21 protein-coding genes, 1 tRNA gene and 1 other RNA gene are annotated in these 16,428 nt (G+C 56.4%); 11 read left to right on the plus strand and 12 right to left on the minus strand.

Annotated features, from left to right (window positions below):
• Position 1: 1 nt before the first annotated feature.
• The 3 genes from AAC637_RS09400 to rpmB all read right to left on the minus strand — a co-directional run bounded on the left by AAC637_RS09400 (position 2) and on the right by rpmB (position 1,350).
• Positions 2–487, minus strand: a complete 486-nt coding sequence (locus AAC637_RS09400) for a copper chaperone PCu(A)C (protein ID WP_340303330.1) — start codon at positions 485–487, stop codon at positions 2–4.
• 33 nt (positions 488–520) lie between these two features.
• Positions 521–910: a hypothetical protein gene (locus AAC637_RS09405; protein WP_340303331.1), complete on the minus strand. Its 390-nt coding sequence runs from the start codon at positions 908–910 to the stop codon at positions 521–523.
• Positions 911–1,059: 149 nt separating this feature from the next.
• Entirely contained in the window at positions 1,060–1,350 is a 291-nt protein-coding gene (gene rpmB / locus AAC637_RS09410) for a 50S ribosomal protein L28 (protein ID WP_340254438.1), read from the minus strand.
• A 276-nt stretch (positions 1,351–1,626) separates the two neighbouring features.
• On the opposite strand from rpmB, the gene nrdR reads away from it, so the two are divergent.
• The 5 genes from nrdR to AAC637_RS09440 all read left to right on the plus strand — a co-directional run bounded on the left by nrdR (position 1,627) and on the right by AAC637_RS09440 (position 5,250).
• The gene (gene nrdR, locus AAC637_RS09415) at positions 1,627–2,094 is read left to right on the plus strand and encodes a transcriptional regulator NrdR (protein ID WP_317655566.1); all 468 of its coding nucleotides are present in this window, start codon (positions 1,627–1,629) and stop codon (positions 2,092–2,094) included.
• Between the two features lie 6 nt (positions 2,095–2,100).
• Positions 2,101–3,210: a bifunctional diaminohydroxyphosphoribosylaminopyrimidine deaminase/5-amino-6-(5-phosphoribosylamino)uracil reductase RibD gene (gene ribD / locus AAC637_RS09420; RefSeq protein WP_340303332.1), complete on the plus strand. Its 1,110-nt coding sequence runs from the start codon at positions 2,101–2,103 to the stop codon at positions 3,208–3,210.
• 422 nt (positions 3,211–3,632) lie between these two features.
• Positions 3,633–4,223, plus strand: coding sequence for a riboflavin synthase (locus tag AAC637_RS09430; RefSeq protein WP_340303333.1), 591 nt, complete (start codon positions 3,633–3,635; stop codon positions 4,221–4,223).
• A gap of 106 nt (positions 4,224–4,329) precedes the next feature.
• Positions 4,330–4,827: a transcription antitermination factor NusB gene (gene nusB / locus AAC637_RS09435; protein WP_340303334.1), complete on the plus strand. Its 498-nt coding sequence runs from the start codon at positions 4,330–4,332 to the stop codon at positions 4,825–4,827.
• A 111-nt stretch (positions 4,828–4,938) separates the two neighbouring features.
• Positions 4,939–5,250, plus strand: a complete 312-nt coding sequence (locus AAC637_RS09440) for a hypothetical protein (protein WP_340303335.1) — start codon at positions 4,939–4,941, stop codon at positions 5,248–5,250.
• 15 nt (positions 5,251–5,265) lie between these two features.
• On the opposite strand, the gene ssrS is transcribed toward AAC637_RS09440, so the two are convergent.
• A non-coding RNA gene (gene ssrS / locus AAC637_RS09445) (6S RNA) lies at positions 5,266–5,421 on the minus strand.
• Positions 5,422–5,517: 96 nt separating this feature from the next.
• Between ssrS and AAC637_RS09450 the strand changes: the two genes are divergently transcribed.
• Entirely contained in the window at positions 5,518–5,976 is a 459-nt protein-coding gene (locus tag AAC637_RS09450) for an MmcB family DNA repair protein (protein ID WP_340303336.1), read from the plus strand.
• On the opposite strand, the gene AAC637_RS09455 is transcribed toward AAC637_RS09450, so the two are convergent.
• The gene (locus tag AAC637_RS09455; protein ID WP_340303337.1) at positions 5,977–6,165 is read right to left on the minus strand and encodes a DUF6324 family protein; all 189 of its coding nucleotides are present in this window, start codon (positions 6,163–6,165) and stop codon (positions 5,977–5,979) included. It lies immediately after the preceding gene.
• A 140-nt stretch (positions 6,166–6,305) separates the two neighbouring features.
• Between AAC637_RS09455 and AAC637_RS09460 the strand changes: the two genes are divergently transcribed.
• Positions 6,306–6,382, plus strand: a tRNA-His gene (locus tag AAC637_RS09460).
• 21 nt (positions 6,383–6,403) lie between these two features.
• On the opposite strand, the gene AAC637_RS09465 is transcribed toward AAC637_RS09460, so the two are convergent.
• The gene (locus tag AAC637_RS09465) at positions 6,404–6,733 is read right to left on the minus strand and encodes a DUF6476 family protein (protein ID WP_340303338.1); all 330 of its coding nucleotides are present in this window, start codon (positions 6,731–6,733) and stop codon (positions 6,404–6,406) included.
• Between AAC637_RS09465 and AAC637_RS09470 the strand changes: the two genes are divergently transcribed.
• Positions 6,732–7,763, plus strand: coding sequence for an RluA family pseudouridine synthase (locus tag AAC637_RS09470; protein WP_340303339.1), 1,032 nt, complete (start codon positions 6,732–6,734; stop codon positions 7,761–7,763). The two genes, AAC637_RS09465 and AAC637_RS09470, sit on opposite strands and share 2 nt — an antisense overlap.
• Here AAC637_RS09470 and AAC637_RS09475 read toward each other — a convergent pair.
• Complete coding sequence (locus tag AAC637_RS09475) at positions 7,760–9,346, minus strand: gamma-glutamyltransferase family protein (RefSeq protein ID WP_340303340.1); 1,587 nt, start codon at positions 9,344–9,346, stop codon at positions 7,760–7,762. The two genes, AAC637_RS09470 and AAC637_RS09475, sit on opposite strands and share 4 nt — an antisense overlap.
• Positions 9,347–9,626: 280 nt before the next feature.
• On the opposite strand from AAC637_RS09475, the gene rpoH reads away from it, so the two are divergent.
• Positions 9,627–10,520 carry an RNA polymerase sigma factor RpoH gene (gene rpoH / locus AAC637_RS09480; RefSeq protein WP_340303341.1) on the plus strand — a complete coding sequence of 298 codons (894 nt, stop codon included), beginning with the start codon at positions 9,627–9,629 and terminating at the stop codon, positions 10,518–10,520.
• Between the two features lie 7 nt (positions 10,521–10,527).
• On the opposite strand, the gene AAC637_RS09485 is transcribed toward rpoH, so the two are convergent.
• Entirely contained in the window at positions 10,528–10,746 is a 219-nt protein-coding gene (locus tag AAC637_RS09485) for a hypothetical protein (RefSeq protein ID WP_340303342.1), read from the minus strand.
• Positions 10,722–11,384 carry a LysR family transcriptional regulator gene (locus tag AAC637_RS09490; RefSeq protein WP_340303343.1) on the minus strand — a complete coding sequence of 221 codons (663 nt, stop codon included), beginning with the start codon at positions 11,382–11,384 and terminating at the stop codon, positions 10,722–10,724. The genes AAC637_RS09485 and AAC637_RS09490 overlap by 25 nt, the downstream gene beginning before the upstream one ends.
• A gap of 124 nt (positions 11,385–11,508) precedes the next feature.
• Here AAC637_RS09490 and AAC637_RS09495 point away from each other — a divergent pair, with 124 nt between their 5' ends.
• Both AAC637_RS09495 and AAC637_RS09500 read left to right on the plus strand, forming a co-directional pair.
• A complete protein-coding gene (locus AAC637_RS09495; RefSeq protein ID WP_340303344.1) occupies positions 11,509–12,438 on the plus strand; it encodes a DMT family transporter in 930 nt (309 codons plus the stop codon).
• A gap of 149 nt (positions 12,439–12,587) precedes the next feature.
• Positions 12,588–13,295, plus strand: coding sequence for an HAD hydrolase-like protein (locus tag AAC637_RS09500; RefSeq protein WP_340303345.1), 708 nt, complete (start codon positions 12,588–12,590; stop codon positions 13,293–13,295).
• 60 nt (positions 13,296–13,355) lie between these two features.
• Here the strand turns inward: AAC637_RS09500 and AAC637_RS09505 are convergent, their stop codons facing one another.
• From AAC637_RS09505 to AAC637_RS09515, 3 genes are all read right to left on the minus strand, one after another.
• Positions 13,356–14,096, minus strand: coding sequence for a YebC/PmpR family DNA-binding transcriptional regulator (locus AAC637_RS09505; RefSeq protein WP_317655546.1), 741 nt, complete (start codon positions 14,094–14,096; stop codon positions 13,356–13,358).
• 80 nt (positions 14,097–14,176) lie between these two features.
• Positions 14,177–14,560: a hypothetical protein gene (locus AAC637_RS09510; RefSeq protein ID WP_340303346.1), complete on the minus strand. Its 384-nt coding sequence runs from the start codon at positions 14,558–14,560 to the stop codon at positions 14,177–14,179.
• Between the two features lie 14 nt (positions 14,561–14,574).
• Positions 14,575–16,356: an SLC13 family permease gene (locus AAC637_RS09515; protein WP_340244354.1), complete on the minus strand. Its 1,782-nt coding sequence runs from the start codon at positions 16,354–16,356 to the stop codon at positions 14,575–14,577.
• Positions 16,357–16,428 lie beyond the last annotated feature (72 nt).

Here is a 16,428-nt window from a genome sequence, read left to right on the forward strand (position 1 = left end):
ATCAGTTGTTATGGCCTTCGCCCATCGACCCGTGGCCGCTCATGGAATGGCCTTCGGGCATGCGATCAAGATCAACGGGGATGGTCACTGTCAGCGGGCTTGCCGTTTCGAAGGTGAACGTCACTTCGATCTCAGCGCCATTTTCCATCGGTGCATTCAGCCCCATGAACATCACGTGCTTGCCGCCACGTTCTAGGAAGATGGTTTCGCCGGCTGCAATGGGAAACCCCTCTTGGACATGCACCATACGCATCACCCCATCCCCATCGGCGATATGAGTGTGTAGTTCAACTTTGGCAGCCGCATCTGACATCACGCCTGTGATGACGTCATCTTGGCCCGTGTCGTTGGTGATTTGCATAAAGGCCGCACCTGTGGGGGCCGAAGGGCCTGTGCTGCGGGCATAGGCATCGCTGACGACCATATCGGCCAACGCAAAAGAGGGCAACGCGCTGAGGGCTGCCGCGAGGAAAAACTGTTTTTTCATTTTGGATATCTCCATCCAGATCTGTGTTGAAATTCAAATAGGGTTGAACTCACAGAAGGATGGGGGCGCGCGGGCCTGTTTGTGGCGAGGGAGAGAGGCCCCAATTAGGGTAGGGGTTTCGCGTGTCTGGTCAAATTTATGATAGCTTGCATTCGCCTGCCAACCTGGGCTCAGGATCAGCGGGGCAGCATGGGCCAGATGGCAATCAAGGCAGGCGTGTTTATGCGCGACAGGCGCCCCGTCTTGATCCAGAAGTGGCAAGCCCTGCGCATCGGTAGCGATCCAGACCTGCTCGGCCCCGAGGCATAATGTGGTTAAGTCGCCCCAAACCATTTGACCGCGCGCCATGGCATGGGCACTGCTCGTTAGCACCATCAGCGCAATCAGCGCTGTCATCAGCCAATTGGAAGCCTTGCGTGTCATGGCACCAAACAAAAACCACAAAAAATAATGTCTGGCCCTGCGCGATGGTGTCGCGCTGCCGCATAAAACCAAACACCCCGCAACCAAGGGTCGGGGGCGTTTCTTGCAGCATCCTCACCCGCGAAGGTCAGGATCTCGATAAGCGGTGATTAGGCTTGCGCAGCTTGCGCTTTGGCAATCTCGCGCTTAATCTTCAAGGCGCGGGGCGACAAGACGTCATCCTTCGCGCGCAGAAGAACAGCATCCAAACCGCCGCGCGCATCAACGGTGCGCAAAGCAGAGTTGGAAATACGCAGTTTGAAGCTGCGATCAAGAATTTCAGAGCCCAAATTCACTTCCGTCAGGTTTGGCAGGAAGCGGCGCTTGGTTTTGTTGTTGGCATGGCTGACATTGTTGCCAGACATCGGCCCCTTGCCAGTCAATTCGCAGACGCGTGACATTGGATCATCCTCGTCATAAGAACGGTGTATAACTATAAGGGGGCGCGGAAGGCTCCACGCCCCTTAATCTCGAGAGGGGATACGGGCCTTCGCCGCAGGTGTCAAGCGATTCATCGGCAAGATTTCTGCATCCGTCCGAGATCTTGGAGAGCGCAGTTTTGTCGCAAAATGCAGTAGTTTGAACCTGCCTCTACCCAATCCCTATTGATTCCCCTAGACTAGCTGTGGATAACTAACATCAAGATGCAGAATATTGAGCAGGGATAAGGAACCACCATGCGTTGCCCCTTTTGCGGAAATGTTGACACCCAAGTCAAAGACAGCCGCCCCGCCGAAGACCATGTTGCCATCCGCCGCCGTAGGCTCTGCCCAGGCTGTGGGGGACGGTTCACCACTTATGAAAGGGTGCAACTGCGCGATTTGGTGGTCGTGAAAACCAATGGTAAGCGCGAAGATTTCGATCGCGATAAGCTTGAACGCTCCATTCGTATTTCTATGCAGAAGCGTCCGGTCGAGCCTGAGCGGATTGATCAAATGATCTCTGGCATTGTGCGGCGTTTGGAAAGCATCGGCGATACGGATATTCCATCGAAAACCATCGGTGAGATCGTGATGGAAAGCCTCGCGCGGATTGATACAGTCGCCTATGTGCGCTTTGCGAGCGTGTATAAGAATTTCCAAGCTGCGGATGATTTCGAAGATTTCGTTGCTGAATTGCGCCCGCCGATCCCCCCTGAGGGGTGAGCCGCAATGATCGCGGCATCGCAGGAAGAAGATTTACGCTTCATGCGGGCCGCGCTGACACTCGGACAGCGCGGGCAAGGTCGCACTTGGCCAAACCCTGCTGTTGGCTGTTTGATTGTTAAAGATGGCTTGGTCATCGGGCGGGGCGTGACTGCACCTTCGGGTCGGCCACATGCTGAAACGCAAGCCTTGGCACAAGCGGGGGAGGGCGCGCGGGGGGCGACTGCCTATGTTACGCTTGAGCCGTGCAATCATCACGGCCAAACCCCGCCTTGCAGCATGGCCTTGATCGAGGCAGGGGTGGCCCGTGTGGTCATCGCCCAAGATGATCCCGACCCACGCACCGCGGGGCAGGGCATCGCGCGGCTGCGTGACGCGGGTATATCTGTGACGACCGATATTGCCGCGCCCGAAGCTGCGCAGGCCCATGCAGGGTTTTTCATGCGTGTGACACGCGGCAGGCCCTTGGTGCATTTGAAACTGGCAACGACGCTTGATGGCCGCATCGCAACGGCCAGTGGTGAAAGCCGCTGGATCACGGGCCCTGAGGCGCGGCGTATGACCCATGTCATGCGTGGCTGCCATGATGCCGTGATGATCGGTGCCGCCACAGCGCGGGCCGATGACCCTGACCTCACCTTGCGCGATATTGGCAGCCCGCATCAGCCGTTGCGCGTAATCCTTTCGCGCAGGTTAGATTTGCCGCGTGGGGGGCGCTTGCAAGCCTCTATCGCGAAGGCGCCGCTTTGGCTTGTCCATGGCCAAGACGCCCCGCATGAGGCCTGTGCCTATTGGGGCGAGGCAGGGGCGCATTTGATCCCGCTTGCCCAGTCCCAAGGGGGGCATCTTGAGTTGAACGCCGCATTGCAGGCGTTGGGGGATGCAGGTCTGACCTCCGTTTTCTGCGAGGGCGGGGGGGCTTTGGCCGCAGGTCTATTATCGGCGGATTTGGTGGATCGTCTCAGTGTATTTTCCGCAGGCAGCCTGATTGGTGCCGAGGGGAAGCCCGCGCTTGGTGCTTTAGGGATTTCCGAACTTGCCGCTGCACCACGGTTCTCGCGCCTTATCCATCGTGCGGTTGGGGCGGATATTCTCAGCCAATGGTCGCGCGTCTAAAACGCCTTGAGCAGACGATTTAGGCGATCCATTGCCGCCAAAATGCCTGATCGCCGGGATTAAACCCGATGCGATGACATATTGCGCCCGCCGCGGTCAATTGCTGCGCAAGTTCCGAAAAAAGGGCCCGTGAGGCCCTTGAAGAAAAAGAAACTTGCGCTGCATCGTCACCTTTTACACGCCGAAGGGGAGGCGCGCGCAAAGCGCGCACTGGGGAATAGAGAGTGGCACCGCCCGTGCCGAGCCTTATTATTTTGAGGATGCTTGGGCACATCCCACGAAAATCATGCGCTTAGATGGTGGTTGCAGTAGGGCTAAATTGTGGCACAAATTTGGCGCAGCTTTTGGGGCACGCTCTTGCCCTAAGTCAGGGGCGGCGCTAGGCAGAGGGGCAAAGAGGGTCTCAAACGAAAGGCGGGCCGATGTTCACTGGCATCATCACAGATATCGGAACGGTCACGGCATTAGAGCCGCGCGGGGATTTGCGTGCGCGCATTTCTACACATTATGACACGACACGCATTGATATCGGGGCTTCGATTTCCTGTGACGGCGTTTGTTTGACGGTTGTGTCATTGGGTGAGGATTGGTTCGCGGTCGATATCTCGGCCGAGACCGTGTCGAAAACCACGATTTCGGACTGGGTCGAGGGGCATCACATCAACCTTGAGCGGGCCTTGCGCTTGGGTGATGAGATGGGGGGCCATATCGTTTCGGGCCATGTGGATGGCGTGGCTGAATTGATTGAAATGTATGACGAAGGCCAATCCACCCGTATGCGGTTTCGCGCACCACGCGATTCGGCCGGATTTATCGCGCCAAAGGGATCTGTCGCGCTGAATGGCACATCTTTGACCGTGAACGAAGTGGAAGGTGATGTGTTCGGCGTGAATGTGATCCCCCACACGAAATCGGTCACTACATGGGGGGCAATGGCGGTGGGCGCGCGCCTCAATATCGAGATTGATATGCTCGCGCGCTATGTCGCCCGATTACAGGATTGGAAAGCTTAACACCTCTCTGCGTTGACGCGCCGCGCGAAGCACCTTAGATGCGGCGCGACTTATGACAGATCATGCGCGCGCGAGATGCTGCGCCCCAAGGATTGATACAAGCCCGATGAGCACCCCGTCAGATGACACCCCCAGCCGAGAGACTGCCCTACAAAATGCGCGGCAGATGAAATCGGCAGCCCGTCTATACGCGGTGCAGGCCCTCTTCCAGATGGAGCATTCTGGGCAAAGCGTGGACGCCGTGCGCCGTGAATTCGAGGCGCATCGCTTTGGTGCGGTTCTGGATGGCGAAGAAATGGCTGAGGGCAATATCGACCTCTTCACCCAGCTTCTTGAGGATGCTGTGGCGCGTCAGGCCAAGATCGACCAAATGACCGATCGTGCCTTGGTTGCAAAATGGCCGATTGACCGCATTGATCCCACCTTGCGCGCTTTGTTTCGCGCGGCTGGGGCGGAATTGGTTGGGTCTGATACACCGCCCAAGGTCATCATCACGGAATTTGTAGATATTGCGCGGGCGTTCTTTCCCGAAGGGCGCGAACCAAAATTCGTGAACGCCGTGCTAGATCATATCGCCCGCGAAGCACGCCCCGAAGCCTTTTAACCGCCAAAGCCATGCGGCCGATCTGTCGCAGGAATCGCAGTTGCACTGGCGTTTCTTTGCGCTAACCTCTTTTTAGGGATTCCCAAATTATCCTGCAAAGGGAGGTGCGAGATGCCAGAACATATCCGTTTCATTCTACGCCACGCGGCCATTGGTGCCGTGATTGCCTTTGCCTTTGTTGCGATGCTGTTGGGTTTCAACCTTGCCAATCTGCGTCATCTGGTTCTGAACAGCGCCGATGGGGTTCTTGCCGTTGTGATGCTTTATATCTTTTGCACCATTACCTTCGGTTCGGCGCAAATCGGGTATCGCATTATGACCCTATCAGATGATGACAAAGGCGATCAGGGTCGCCGTGATCGGGCCTTTACCCCCGAGATGCAGCCAATTCCCGTTCGTCTCCGTGAGGATAAGCGCGGCTAAGTTTAAGGCTGAGGTGACGGAACCGCATCCACCGTAGAGGCGTAATTCCCGAGAGCCTGCATATACAGGTGGGTGCCAGGTAACGCGACCAGGGCCGTGACAGAGCCAGCTCCCTCGGAAATGATTAAGGCCACCGGAATGTTGCCACAGATACGAATGGCGCAGAACCGTCACCGCATCACTTAGGTCTTTCCGTGGCTTTCGACAAGTGGGGCAGGATCGACCTAAGTCTTGCTTTTGTTCCGTATTTGTTCCAATCATGTGGCTATGACTGCCTCTGATCCGCACCCGTCCGATTTAATGACCGCAGGCCAACGTCTTGCACGGGGGGTGTGTCGGCATTTTGCGCGGCTTGGTTTCACCACATTGGAGGAGTTTTGCCCCAAACGGGGCAAGCGCGTTGATGTCATAGCACTGGGGCCCAAAGGTGAAATTTGGATTATCGAGTGCAAATCAGGCGTGGCTGATTTCCGAAGTGACGGCAAATGGGATGGCTACCTCGAATGGTGTGATCGCTATTTCTGGGCGGTTGATGCCGATTTCCCGACCGAAATTCTGCCCGAGGATACTGGGCTGATCTTTGCGGATGTTTACGATGCCGAAGTGATCCGCATGGGGCCAGAGGTAAAACTGACCCCCGCGCGGCGCAAAAAGATCACGCATGATCTGGCGCAGACTGCCGCGCGGCGCTTGGCGCGGATGCGCGACCCGATGGGGCGTTATTGATTATTTGCGCGATTTGCGTGCGGCTTCGGCGGCAAGGCGCAATTCTTCGGCGATCTCATCTGCCTCGTCAGGATCGAAATCAAGCGGAAGGTCGACACCTTCGGACTCGACATAGATGCGCACCATCCCAAGGCTTGTTGGCCCGATCTGTAGATTCGCGGCGATATCGCTTTCGCTATTGATACTCATCTCTTCCTCTCCAGATGACAAAAGGCACGGATGCATTAGCCCTTGCGGCAAAGGCCCTAATCCTTTGCGCCATGAATGACAATATCCGCGTCATCCACCCCTTGCAATCGCGGCGCGAGGGGGCTATTTCCGCCGACAGTGCCGCCTTAGCTCAGTTGGTTAGAGCGCTGGATTGTGGATCCAGAGGTCCCCCGTTCAAGCCGGGGAGGCGGTACCATCTCTCTCTCCCAGTCTGTCGTTACTGCGCGGTTGTGATTTCCAGCCGTCCGATTTCGGCCATGGTGGTCGCGTCAAACACAATGATCTGCGCGCCTTGATCGACCACCGCAATCCACCCATCGCCAAAGGTCACGGCCGTTGCTGTGATCCCTTCAGGCAGGGTAAGGTCGGTTGGAAGGGCGATTTCATTTAGCGCAGGCTTTGGGAAACGGGTGACAAAAACCGAAACCACCGTTATCAGGCCCAAGATCATCACAAGGGTCAAAACCCAAACCATACGCTGCAGCCAGACCAGATGGGATGGCAGCGCGGCAGATTGGGGATCGTCACCTGAGGAAGGCGTGTTCATGGCGGAACTCCGCATCATTAGTTTCGAGATTGGGCCAGAGCCTGCACCTCGTCTTGATAAGGCACTTGGCCGCGATGTGCCAGAAGAAGCCGCGCTCAGCCGATCCCGCCTTGCCCGGTTGATTGCGGCAGGGGATGTTGCGATCAATGGCGCAACAATCACAGATGCCCGCGCGCGTGTTGTTGAGGGCGATCAGGTCACCATTCGTGTGGCCGAGGCGTCAGAGGTGGAAACCCGTCCTCAGGATATCCCGCTTGATATTTGCTACGAGGATGACGATCTGATTGTGGTGAATAAGCCCGCAGGTTTGGTTGTCCACCCCGCACCAGGCAGTCCTGATCACACGCTTGTGAATGCGCTGCTGCATCATTTTGGCGGCAATTTATCTGGGGTGGGCGGCGAAAAGCGGCCAGGCATCGTGCATCGCATCGATAAGGACACATCGGGCCTTCTGGTCATTGCGAAATCAGATCGTGCGCATCATGGGCTGGCCGACCAATTCGCCGCCCATGGTGCCGAGCGGCATTACATCGCGCTATGTCATGGCAGCCCTGACCCCGCTGATCCCCGCCTGCGCGGTGTGCGTGGCACAAGTTTTGAGGATGGTAATATCCTGAAAATCACCACCCAATTGGCGCGCCATAAAACTGACCGTCAACGTCAAGCGGTTCTGTTCCAAGGGGGGCGTCACGCTGTGACGCGGGTCAAACCCTTGCAAAGCTATCACGATGCCTTGGCCTTGATTGAATGCAGGCTAGAAACGGGTCGCACGCATCAAATTCGCGTGCATCTTTCGCATGCAGGTCATGCGCTTGTGGGGGACCCCGTCTATGGCGGGCGGCGTAGGGTTTCGGAAAAGCTGTTTGGGCCCGAGCTTGCCGGTGCCGTGAACCAATTTCCGCGTCAGGCCCTGCACGCTGCCTCGCTTGGTTTCGCGCACCCTGCCAGTGGCGAATGGATGCGATTTGAGGCGGATTTGCCCGAGGATATGGCAACCCTCGTCACCCGCCTTGAGGCAACCTTAGCTTAGCGCGCCAAGGCCAAGCCATTTGCGCGGGGGTCGGTCGCGGCCTCAACCAGGCCGTCCAAATGGGTGACAACCGCGCCCGCATGACCAACCAAATCGCTGTAATCGGGTAAGATTTCTGTCTCATGCCCCATATCGGAAAGGGCCGTGATCCAGTCAGGATCAAACCGTGCCTCGAGTTTCAGAGAGGTCGTTGCATCGCCCCATGTGCGCCCCAACAGCCATCGTGGCGCTGTAACCGCCTGTTGCAATTCCTGACCCAAATAGGCATAGCGCGCAAAAATCGCTGCTTGGGTTTGTGGCTGTCCTTCGCCGCCCATCGTGCCATAGGCCATGACGCGCCCGTCTTCGAACACGGCCATTGCGGGGTTGAGGGTATGAAATGGCACTTTGCGCGGCGCGATTTGGTTCACGCCATCGCCCATGCCAAAGCCTGCACCACGGTTTTGGAAAAACACGCCCGTGTCGGGGCAGGTCAGGCCTGACCCAAATTCCCAGTAGACGCTTTGGATAAAGCTCACAGATGTGCCTTCCGCATCGCTGGCCCCCATCCAAATTGTATCACCGTCCTTTGGCTCATAGGGCCATGGCAATGCGCGCTTGTGGTCAATTTGCCCTGCCAGATCGTCTAGCACCTGATCTTGTAAGATCGTCTCGGGCGGTTGCCGCATGGCGCTGAGGTCACCCAATTCACGATTGCGCAGAATAAAGGCCTGCTTCGTGGCTTCGATCAGGGCGTGAATAGGCGCGACCCCTTCTTTGGCCCATGTTTGGATGCGATCATAAATCCCCAAAATCATCAGTGATGACATCCCTTGGGTGGGTGGGATCATGTTATAAAGCCTGGCTTTTGATGTCTTGACCGACAGCGGTGTCACCGCACGGGCGCTGTATGCGGTAAAATCTTCAAGACGCAAAGGGCTGCCTTGGGCCTCAAGAAAGGCCGCGTGGGTTTTGGCCAAATCGCCGTGATAATAATCTGCAATGCCCTTTTGCGCGATCTGGCGCAGCGTTGCCGCCAAAGCAGGTTGTGTAAACCGCGCACCTGCAACAGGGATTGCGCCGCCAAACAGATAGGTATCCGCAAATCCAGGCACATCTTTCAGCCCGTCCATCTTGTCTGTGATGCATTGGGATTGATTGTTGCTGACAGGAAATCCTGCCTCGGCGTGATAGATCGCATGCTCAAGAAGGCGCGACAGGGGCAGGGGGGTGGCGCTCGGGGCGGCTTCGAGCGCGGTGCGCCACCCATCCACCGATCCTGGAACAGTCAACGCGGCCTTGGCGCCGCGGGTGGGTATTGCATCGGTGAAACCAGCGGCCTCATACCACGCACGGCTTGCCAACGCGGCAGAGTGGCCTCCTGCGAAAATCGCCTGCACAGGGGCATCCTTGCGTTTGATCAGCCAAAACCCATCGCCGCCGATCCCGTTCATATGTGGATAGGTCACGGCGATTGTTGCGGCCATGGCCACCATCGCTTCAATGGCGCTGCCGCCCTCGGCGAGAATATCCTGACCTGCCTGTGCGGCCAAATGATGGGGGGCTGTCACGGCGCCCCGAAATCCTTGTGTGGTGTTAAGCATGGTTTGTCCCTCGTCACGCGTTGAGCCTTAGCTTATGTCGTGGCTGCCTCGTGACAAGGGGTGGGACGCATTGCGATCATATCCGCGTGAGCTTTGCTATAAAAAATGGCAGTATGCCTTGTTTGCCTCTGGTTGCGAGGGTACGCCTAGGGTCTTTCTGCACGCTTCCCCTTGAATGGGGGATAAAAATTCCCATCTGAGGTGAAGTTAATCATCGTTACATTCACGGTTTCTTGAAAAAATCGTGCAAATTAAGACGAACATCAGGGATCACATGCTTATGAGCAGTTATGCAAATCTTCCAGCACCATCCCCCGAACAGGGGCTGAACCGCTATTTGCAGGAAATTCGCAAATTCCCCCTGCTTGAGCCCGAACAAGAATACATATTGGCCAAGCGTTGGGCGGAAGATCAAGATACCGAAGCCGCCCATCAATTGGTCACATCGCATCTGCGTTTGGCGGCTAAAATTGCGATGGGGTATCGTGGGTATGGCTTGCCGCAGGCCGAGGTGATCTCTGAGGCCAATGTGGGCCTGATGCAGGCAGTCAAACGCTTTGATCCCGAAAAAGGGTTTCGTCTCGCCACCTACGCGATGTGGTGGATCCGCGCGGCGATCCAAGAATACATCCTGCGCTCTTGGAGTCTTGTAAAACTTGGCACGACATCAGCACAGAAAAAGCTGTTCTTCAATCTGCGCAAGGCGAAAGCGCGGATCGGCGTGTTGGAGGAGGGCGATTTGCGCCCCGAGAATGTCGCCAAAATCGCCACAGATTTGGGTGTGACTGAGGATGAAGTGATCTCAATGAACCGCCGCCTGTCGGGTGGGGATGCCTCGCTCAATGCGGTGATTGGCAGCGATGGCGAGGGTGCCACGCAATGGCAAGACTGGCTTGAAGATGAGGATGCTAACCAAGCCGAAGATTACGCCGAGCGGGATGAGTATCAAAGCCGTATGGTCTTGATGGAGCAGGCCATGGAAGTTTTGAATGAGCGCGAGCGTGAGATTCTCGCGCAGCGCCGCCTGCAAGATGTGCCTGTCACCCTTGAGGAACTGTCTGGAAAATACAATGTCAGCCGCGAACGCGTGCGCCAGATCGAGGTGCGTGCCTTTGAAAAGCTGCAAAAGAAAATGCGTGAACTGGCCGTAGAGGGCGGGATCATTCCGGCCTAACCTGCGTTCAGGCGGGTTCTGCGTTCAGGGCTGTGATGAGGGGGGTAAAGGCCTCTTCAAGTCGCTGTTGAAGATGCCAGTAAAATGCTTTTTCGGCCCGCGCTCTGCCGCTGCCTATTTGCACCAAACTACCCGTTTCAAGGGGGCCTTTGAGCATGTCATGCGGGGCCGCAACCCAGCCAAGCCCCGATTGTGCGCCAATCACGCAATCCCCAAGCGATGGCATGATCCGCGCAGGGCCAAACGCATCATGCTTATTGCCAAAATGCGCCTTGGCCTAAATATCGGGCAGAGAGGATTTTGGCGCGGTGACCAGACGGGGGGCTTTAGGATGGCAGCCTCTGGATAATTGCGCACCATTGCAGGGCTTGCGCAGGCGACAATTTCCATCGGGGGCAAACTATAGCTTGCCACACCCGAAATCGACAAAGGGCGGCTTGTGATCCCTGCATTCACCTCGCCGCGCCGTAATAAATCCAACACATCGTCAGAATTGCGCTGCACGATCTCAAAATTTTGCATTTGCGAGCGTCCCAAAGCCCGCAGGAGCAGGCCACTAATCGCCTCGCTTGGGGCAGCGATGCGGAAATGCGCGCTGATATTGGGCGCAAGCAGGCCCAAATCTTTGATCAGCTGAGCTTCCATAAGGGTAACATCTTCAATGTGGCGCAGCATCCTTTGGCCCGCTTCGGTTGGGCGGGCCGGGCGGGTGCGTTGCACTAAATTGCACCCAAGCCGTTCCTCTAATGCTTTGACGCGCTGTGACACAGCCGATTGCGTGACGCCCAAGATTTGCGCGGCCGCGTCAAAAGACCCAGTCCGCAAGACAGCAGCAAAAGCCGCAAGCGCAGCATAATCCAACATGGCAAACCTGCATTTGTGTAGAATTATTAGGCATAATTATAAATAATTCGAAGGTAAATCAAGATTTTCATCGCGTGATGCCCGCGGGATTTTGCGGCTTGTGGTTTTTTGAGATTGGCGCATCATGCGCGCTATGACGACCACCCCACGCCTCAAAAAAGAAACAGCCACGCGCCCCGTGATTGGGATGGCGTGGATGCTCTTGACGGGCCTCTGTTTCGTACTGGTGACGGCCTTGGTCAAACATGTTGGCAGTGATGTCCCGCCCGCACAATCCGCCTTTTTGCGCTATATTTTAGGCTTGGGTTTCTTGATCCCGATGATCCGCCCCATTTTGCGCGTGCGCCTGACGCGGGGGGATCTGGCGCTGTTTTCTTTGCGGGGCGTGTTGCACAGTTTGGGCGTGATTTGTTGGTTCTATGCGATGACGCAAATCCCCATCGCTGAAGTGACGGCGATGAACTATCTGAATCCTGTTTATGTCACTGTTATGGCTGTCCTCTTCTTGGGCGAACGTATGGCGCTGCGCCGCGCACTTGCGGTGCTTTTGGCCTTTGTCGGGGCGCTTGTGATCTTGCGCCCGGGCTTTCGCGAATTATCGATGGGGCATTTCGCGATGATTTTCACGGCCCTGTTTTTCGCAGGCGGCTATTTGGTCGCCAAGATCATGGCAGATCGGGTTGATGCGGCAGTGGTGGTTGGGATGCTGTCGGTCACAGTGACCATCGGCCTTGCCCCCTTTGCTTTTGCGGTTTGGATCACACCCACATGGGAACAGATTTTTTGGCTGTTCCTTGTGGCCTGTTTCGCCACGGCGGGACATTACACAATGACCTTGGCCTTTGCAGCTGCACCTTTGACTGTCACGCAGCCTGTGACCTTCCTTCAACTTGTATGGGCGACCACAATGGGGGCGGTCGTGTTTGGCGAGGCGGTTGACCCCTATGTGATTTTCGGTGGGGCGATTATCATTGGCTCGATTTCCTTTATCACATGGCGCGAAGCGGTCTTGAATCGCCGTCAAATCACGCCAGCGGTGCCGCAAACAAAGTAGGTGAATTTTGGATTGCCTGTTTCTTGGGCATCGCGCTTGTTTTTTGCACAAGCGCGCACCAGCCTGCCACGCTGCAATGCAGAAAGGGCGGCCATTTCATTGTTCCTTTACGTTGATCTGCTTCAGTCGAACCAAAGGAGTTGCGGTGAATGTCTGACTGGTTGCAGGGCTATGATGCGGTGATTTTTGGCGGGCTTGGCGCATTGGCCGATTGTGCAGAGCTTGACCTTGCCGCGTGGAACGCGGCTTTTCGTATCCATGGGTTAGAGTGGTTCTGGTCATGGGAAACATATGCATCCCTGACCCATGAGGTGGGGCATCGTCATTTGGCGGCGGCCTATGCGGCGCTGCATGGTGAAGATCATCGTGCCGATGCACTTGATGCGACCCACCAGAAAATCTTTGCAGCGAAACTGGCTCAGAACATTCACTTGCGTTCGGGTGTGCGCGATGTGCTGCGTGCTGCGGCCCATGGGGGGCGGGGTCTTGGCTTTGTCTCGCGCTCGGATTTGATGCCTGTGCGCGCGCTGTTGGGGGCAACGGCCCGTGCCCGCGAAGGAATTTCCTTTGACGCTGTGATCCTGCGCGGCGATGTCACCCGCCACGCCCCCCATCCTGAGGCCATGCAAAGCTGCATCAGGGCGCTAGAGGTTCCAGCAGACAAGGTTTTGGCAATCGTTGATCGCGGTGCCGCGGCCTATGCCGCGCAAGATGCGGAGTGCCATGTGGTGGGCTTTCCCAGCCGTTTGGCAGAAGAGGGCGAATTTCCTGCTGACCTGCCGTTGCTGCATATTTTGGATATTACAAAATTGGTCAGACCCGGCCCTGACGGGCAGGGCCAACACGCCGCTGAATAAGGCGCAAAAAAGGCTGGCCACATGGCCAGCCTTTTTTAATTCTCATGCGGGCAGATCAGATCACAGTTGATCCATGATCTCGTCAGGAATTTCAAAATTCGCTGTGACGGTTTGCACATCGTCATCATCTTCAAGCGCATCAATCAGCTTCATCAGCTTCTGCGCCCCGTCAAGATCAAGCGGTGTTGTCGTCTGGGGACGCCAGACCAATTTGGTGCTTTCCGATTCCCCCAATTGATCCTCAAGGGCGGTCGAAACATCCGACAGGTCGGTGTCGGCGCACCAGATGATATGACCATCTTCGCTGCTTTCGACATCCTCGGCCCCGGCCTCAATCGCGGCCATCATGACGCTATCTGCATCCCCTGCTGAGGCGGGATAGCTGACCTGACCTTTGCGGTCGAACATAAAGGAAACCGACCCTGTTTCGCCCAAATTCCCGCCATTCTTACTAAAGGTCGAACGCACATTTGATGCGGTGCGATTGCGGTTGTCTGTCATGGCTTCTACGATGACCGCAACGCCATTGGGGCCATAGCCTTCGTAGCGGATTTCTTCGTAATTCTCCGCATCGCCGCCTTGCGATTTCTTGATCGCGCGCTCAATCACGTCTTTCGGCACCGAGCTTGACTTCGCTTCTTTCACGGCAAGGCGCAAACGTGGGTTTTTATCAGGATCGGGGTCGCCCATCTTCGCGGCAACGGTGATTTCCTTTGCCAGCTTAGAAAACAGCTTAGAGCGCAGCTTGTCCTGCCGCCCTTTGCGATGCTGAATATTCGCCCATTTTGAATGGCCTGCCATGGCATGCGTCCTTGTGTTTGAAACTCGCGCGGGGTTTTAGCCCTGCGGCCCAGATTGCGCAAGCGCGGCTTTCGGGATGATCAGCGAATGGGGGCAACGGGGCGGGGTGATACAAATTCGTAGGTCTGGCCCCGCGCATCGGTGATGGTCACGCTTGCCACCGGGTGAAGCTCGGCTTCGGGTGCCACCGATTTGACCACCAATTCGACCACGCGGCGCAAGATATTGCTGCGCGGGTCAATCTCAACTACATAGCCAAAGCCATCAGGGCAGCCCTCAAGCGCCCCTTGCCACAGCGTCACATCCCCTTCGGGCGCGGTTGCGGTGCAGGTCGTTCCATCACTCATTCGCACCTCTAGGTCACCACGCGACAGGCGGATGTCCGTAGTTTTTGGGTTCGCTTGGGAAAGCGCGCAAGCACAAAGCGCAAAAACCAAAGGCACAAGTGCAAAATTGCGTGTCATCAAGAACCATCCTTTCACAGTGGCCAAAGCAGAGGAATGGTCAAACAGACCACGACACCTAAGGATATATTCAAAGGGATACCCACTTTGAGATAGTCAGTAAAGCGATAGCCCCCAGGCCCGTAAACAAGCATATTGGTCTGGTATCCAATCGGTGTCGCAAAACAGGCAGAGGCTGCAATCATCACCGCCACGACCAAGGGGCGCGGATCCACCCCCATCGTCTGTCCAAGCGCGATGGCAATCGGGGCCATAATCACGGCGATTGCGTTATTGGACACCAGTTCCGTCAGAAGTGTTGTGATGAAATAGATTGTCCAAATCAGAACCACGGGCGGCACATTTTCAAGCCAAGGGGCAAGACTGCCAACCAAAAGCTCGATGGCGCCTGTGTGTTCAAGTGCTGCGCCAACAGCCAGCATGGCGAAAATCAAAGCCAAAAGCCGCCCTTCGACAAAAGAGAACGCTTCCTCTGCGTCAATGCAGCGTGCAATCAGAACCACGGCCATGGCTAAGACGGCCAAGGGCAAAATAGGGGCCAAATTCAGCGCGGCCAAAACCACGATGCCTGCCATAGCCAACAGCGCGATTGGGGCTTTCTCGCGGCGATAGGGGCGTTCGGACGGGGTTGAGACATCGACCATGTCCATGTCAGCTGCAAGGCGTTGGATGTCGGCGGGATCGCCCTCCAACAACAGGGTGTCGCCCACTTGCACGACCAAATCATCTAATTGCCGGCCGATATTTTGGTTCCGCCGATGCGCTGCCAATGGGTAAACGCCATAGCGCCGCCGCAGGCGCATAGACCCGAGGGATCGGCCCACCATGCGGCACCCAGGTGTAATCAGAACCTCAACAGTGGTGGTTTCCACCGAAGACAGCTTATCAATCGTGCGCAGGTCTTTTGAGCTTTGCATCCCCAACAGCTCGGCCATCTCGGTGCGCAAAACCACGCGATCGCCCAACTGTAACGTGACCCCGTCCATGTTGCGCCGCAGCGAGGCATCCCCGCGCAAAACGTCAATCAAACGCACCCCGTCTCGGGTAAACAGCTCAACCTCGGTGACATTTTGCCCGATCAGCGCACTGTCTTCTGGAATGGCCACTTCGGTAAAGAATTTCATTTTGGCCCGATTGCCGCCCAAAAGCGTGGCCATAGAGGCGCGATCAGGCAGCAGATGCCGCCCGATTAAGGCAAGGTAAATCATGCCCCATGCGACCACGACAAGGCCAAGCGGGGTTACCTCAAAAATCGTGAAAGGCTCTAATCCCTGACTGCGCGCCACCCCATCGACCAAGAGATTGGTTGATGTGCCGATCAATGTCAGCGTGCCCCCCATGATTGCGGCATAGGAAAGCGGGATCAAAAGCTTAGACGCAGATTGTTTGAGGATTTTCGCGACTTGCACAAAAATCGGGATCATGATGACCACAATGGGCGTGTTGTTGATAAAGGCCGAGGCCAAAGCCGCAAAACCAAGCAATAGCGTCACCGCCAATTTCGGATGCGTTTTGGCCGTGCTTTCCGCCAAACGCGTCACCCGATCAAGCGACCCTGTTCGCACCAAAGCCCCCATGACAATGAACATGGCCGCAATTGTCCATGGTGCGGGGTTCGACAAAACCGCCAAACCATCACTATAGGGCAAAAGACCCGTGACCAGGAGCAGGCCAACGACACCAATGGCCACCACCTCGGTCGGGTAGGTCTCTCGCAGGAATAGGATGAACATCCCAACCAAAATGATAAGGGTTGTAATCGCCTCACCCGTTGGTGTCAGTCCCAAGTCTAGCATTGGCACCCTCGCTTGTGCAGGCCAAGGTCGGCCCGCCCACAGTCCCATCTTCCCCATCTGATCAGGAGAGCG

The organism is Roseobacter sp. HKCCD7870 (assembly GCF_037830315.1).
Lineage (GTDB): Bacteria > Pseudomonadota > Alphaproteobacteria > Rhodobacterales > Rhodobacteraceae > M30B80.